The sequence below is a fragment of the Deltaproteobacteria bacterium genome (genome assembly GCA_016874735.1).
GTDB lineage: Bacteria > Bdellovibrionota_B > Oligoflexia > Oligoflexales > CAIYRB01 > CAIYRB01.
The window spans coordinates 1-4,271 of sequence record VGTI01000133.1 but is presented as its reverse complement, the minus strand read 5'-3'; the positions used below and the strand labels follow the sequence as shown (position 1 = coordinate 4,271).

Genomic DNA, 4,271 nt, shown 5'->3' with positions numbered 1-4,271 from the left:
GTCCACTAATCTTGGACTGAGCGATGGCCGCACTAGCAGCGACGTCAGCGTCGACAATGGCCGCTGCGCTTTGTGCAGCTGTGAGTCGACCCTGCGCATCGACGCTGATATTGGCGCGCGTATAGCTGCCTGGTGTGACGGCCGTGTTACTGAGGCTAATACTGCCTGTTGCCGTGATCGGTCCACCAGTGAGGCCAGTGCCCGTGGCGATATTAGTAACGGTGCCACCGGATGCTAGTTTGGTGTAAGCGCCGCCGTTTTGCGAGATTTTGAATTCGTTGTCCGTTTGGTCGAAGTAGATTTTGCCTTGGCCAGCAGCGCTCAACGTGGGCACTGAGGTGGCAGATTGAGTCATAACGGGTGCCGTTAACGAGCTAGCTGTGAGATTTGCAAACGTAGGTGACGCAGTCGCTCGAATGTCCTGAGCCGTATCCAGCGTGATGGACCCGGCCCCGCTTGCAATGCTAACACCGGCTTTGGCGCCCTGATTCAGAGTACCGAGAGCAAAGTTACCTGCGTTACCGATGAGTAACTGTCCGTTGGTTGGGGCGGTGTTTAGACCCGTACCACCGTTAGCCACACTAAGTGTCCCAGAAGTTATGAGGCCTGCACTGTGAGGTGGTAAATCCGCCGCAGCGAGCGATGTTCCGGTGGTGATACGGCCGTAGGCATCGGTGGTCACCTTTGTGTAGGTGCCTGCTGTGCCGGTGACTGGCAGGCTTACCGTCGCCGTTGTACCAACGGTGGATACTTGCATGCCGCCTCCAGCGGCGACGCTACCGAGTTTAGTATGAAATGTCGTATAGTCCGCTGCGGAAATCAGACCTGCAGCCACCCCAGCGGTAGAGGCTAGGGGAACATGCAAGGTATGAGTGCCGGCACTAGAGACCCAGTTGGGTGCTGTGCCTGAAGACCAGCCAGTGGCTAAACTTTGACTGTTATTCGTCTGCCCATTCAGATTCTGTAGTCCGGATCCAGCCATACCCAGAGTTTTTACCGTGGATCCATCCCAGTACCTAAGATCGTTACTAGTGCTATTAAACCAGATTTTGCCTTTGTCCGATGACGCAGCAAACGATGGGTCAGTGCTATTTTTACTAAGTCCAAGAGTTCTCCCATCGGCCATTGTGATATCACCCGTGTTGGTGATGTCTTTGCCACCAACATTCCAAGCTGCCGTGAGTGGCACCGTTCCGTCTTGACGGAGTGCTAGTCCATCGACGTAGCTCTTGGATGCTGCATCACTCGCGTCCGCGGGCATGGCGAGACCAGTAAGGGCCTTGCCATTCATATTGAGAGTGCCCCCTAGAGTGTCTCCCGCTTTGTTTAGCGGTGCGAAGCCAAGGGCATCTTGTTTGCTGTTAAACGTACTCCAGTCTCCTGAACTCAAATACCCAGAAGCTGTGCCGCTAGCCTTGGCGATGCTAATACTAGGTGCTGTTCCTGATCCAGCGACGGTGATGGGTGCGATACCGCTTATGCTTGTTAGGGTATTGCTTGATTGCGAAGGATCAGCAGCAATCCACTTACCGCTGCTATAAGTCAATACTTGCTTATCAGAAGGTGCCGCATTGCTTTCGTTCTTGGCGACTAACTGAGTGGCGTCGATTTTTTTCCAAGTAAAGCCGCCGCGACCATCGCTAGTCATGACACTGCCGTCGGTGGCGCCGCTGTCCATTTTGATGCGGAGCTTGCCGTTCGTATCGCTATACTCTAAATGACTTTCGTCCACCGGGACGCGCAGCGCTAGTGGTGTATAGAGAAAGCGCTGGCGGGGATAAGTTTTGCCGGCGGCAGTAACTTCGATGTAAACAGCGTTGGTTCCGTTACCGAATACGGCGGCAAGATCAGGACCCGACAGTGGGAGATCGATGGTGAAGAGGCCGTTGCTTAGATTAATGCCAGGCTTACTGATGCTCCGCCCGCGTTGCGCGCCGTCAGTGGCTGCACTCCAGAAGCTCACATCGATATCTACCGGGCCGTCAACTGGAGCGCCGTTGGCTTGTGTGAGGCGTCACGCGTAACTCACGCTAAAAGTTTCTTCACCAGTGGCCATTGTGGACGGCGAGAGAGTTGCCGTAAAAAGCACAACAACGAGCCACGCCAGTTCCCGCCATGCAGCGGCGGTAGTCCTTTGTGCGCTGTTATTGAGTGTGCCCATGCAGTCGGCCTTAAGGTTTCGAGAGGAGGACGGAATGTCCGCTTTTCCCTCAAAATCCTGGTTCGACAGGGGTTGAGTCGATCTTTAGAATTATTTTTTAGTCCCTATGATGTCAGCCGGTTAGCTGCGCACATGGGGCCTGTCTTCGGTGATACAAATGGCCAGATTTTGCGGAAAATACTGGCGTGATATCAGGGTGTTGTAGATTATCTCGTAACCACCCAAATTCATTTAGCAAACACTGGCGTGACGACGCCTCAGCTTACTTGCAGCTACTCTTGATCGGAGGCTGCGAAATGTTGTTACGGTAGCCCGCTAGATAAGGTGCCTTCAGCCACGGTTTAGAAACAGACTCAGGTTTAATTTGTGCCAGTCCGCCAGCATCGCTAACGAGCAATGGATTGTAGGTATGTTGGTTCCAAATGGGTCTGGTGTTGACCCATGCATCGTCAGGGTCGCGGAACACGCGGATGCCTACCAGTGTTGCACCAGTTAAGCAGCTATTGGCCCCGACGATGATTCTCGCTTTACCGTTGCCTGTGACGTCAGCAACGACGGGAGTTTCACGTGCCGTATAACTGTCGTGGTCAGCGGAATACAACTCACGCCCATCAACACCATCAAACACGTGTACTTTAACTTCGTCCGCGTAGACGATCTGATTCTTGCCACCACCGTTGAAGTCGAATGTAGTCGAGCCAGTCCTTTGGGAACTGATGTCCTGTGTCGGCGTGGTCCATAGTAGGCCTGATAACCCGAAAGCCATGTAGCCATTTTTTCCCGCTGTGCCGAAATCGAGTGTGCCGTCACCGTTAAAGTCAGCGATATTTATCGGTCCGCCGCCTTCGTGTGGTTTGGCTATAGTCTTCTGCACGCTGCAGTCGCGTCCGTCATAAACCACCACATCGTTCGTAGTGACGCCGATCACGACGCCGTGATCAGCGGTTGCAGTCAAGACACCCGGTGTTGGATCGTCTATAGGAGTGGCGAAAGTACAAAGCGCTGCACCGTCTTTGCCGCTATATATTCCGGCATTAGTGACAATTTCCAAACCAGGTCTTCCGTCTACATCACCGACGGCCGAAAAACCATTACCCGAGCTTAGCGAAAATTTGAGCGCAGCGGTCTTGCCATCCAGTACCTTCTTACCGGCAACGATGGACGGAGTGCCTTCGCCGGTGAGGTCTGCCAGTGTCAGGCCAGTTGGCCACAAACTTTCACTGGCGACAAATATGTCCTCGGACGATGTTGCGGTGTTCTTGCCGCTGCTAGAAAGTATGTGGAGCTTTTTATCTTGGCCAACCACTGCGATTTCTAGGTTGCCGTCACCATTAAGGTCACCAATAGCTGGTGATAGCCAAGCCACCACAGGAATATCGCTCACCCATTTTTGGGCACCGTCACGTCCATCGATGGCAAAGACGTAGGCCGTCTGTGATACATCACCATTACATTCCTTGAATCCAACCGCTAAGATCGACGGCGCAGGGTCGTCTTTATTTAATCGTCCGACTATGGGCGTCGCCGATACCTTCGTAAATTCTGATTTGTCACCACTTGCGCGCCATTGATATTGCAGCACTAAACTAGTCGTCGTCGATGGTAGAGGTTTGATCTCCTTGCACTCGTCTTTGACCACACCGTTTGTGTCAACGTATGCGGGAGTCGGTTTACCAGGGCCTGGTTGTTGTGAGGCGGCCGATGGGGTGGTGCCACCAGATTTTTTTCCAGTCGCACCGTTGAATTTGGAGTCGCTGCAGCTGAGCACCGAGAGTGCTCCGCCGATGCAAATTACCAGTAGCGTTCTCCCAATGAATCTCACCATACAAGCCTCCCCACATCAGTTGACTAGGTATCGGCATGGTGTGGTTGGGACTTAAGTAAAAGCGTTGATGTTCCATATAATAATTTTATTACAGGTGGTTAGGGTGGCCATTTAGGCCGCTGGTGGCGGACATGATGCCGACTCACGCGCACTTCTTTGAATCATCTGCAGAAAAGTTTAAGCCAATGAATTCGCGCGACAGCCAGCTAAGCCCCTAAAATACCTGCCGCGCGGGACGGATTTTTGAGGTTTTACCAAGCCTTATCATCCGCTTGGCTGCCCGGC

At 53.1% G+C, this 4,271-nt stretch carries 2 protein-coding genes; both read right to left on the bottom strand.

All coding sequences use genetic code 11. From position 1 onward, the window contains the following. Positions 1-1,963: hypothetical protein (locus tag FJ146_19570; GenBank protein ID MBM4254170.1), on the bottom strand; the 1,963-nt coding region annotated here is incomplete at its 3' end. Positions 1,964-2,423: 460 nt separating this feature from the next. Beyond that, a complete protein-coding gene (locus FJ146_19565; protein MBM4254169.1) occupies positions 2,424-3,986 on the bottom strand; it encodes a VCBS repeat-containing protein in 1,563 nt (520 codons plus the stop codon). Positions 3,987-4,271 lie beyond the last annotated feature (285 nt).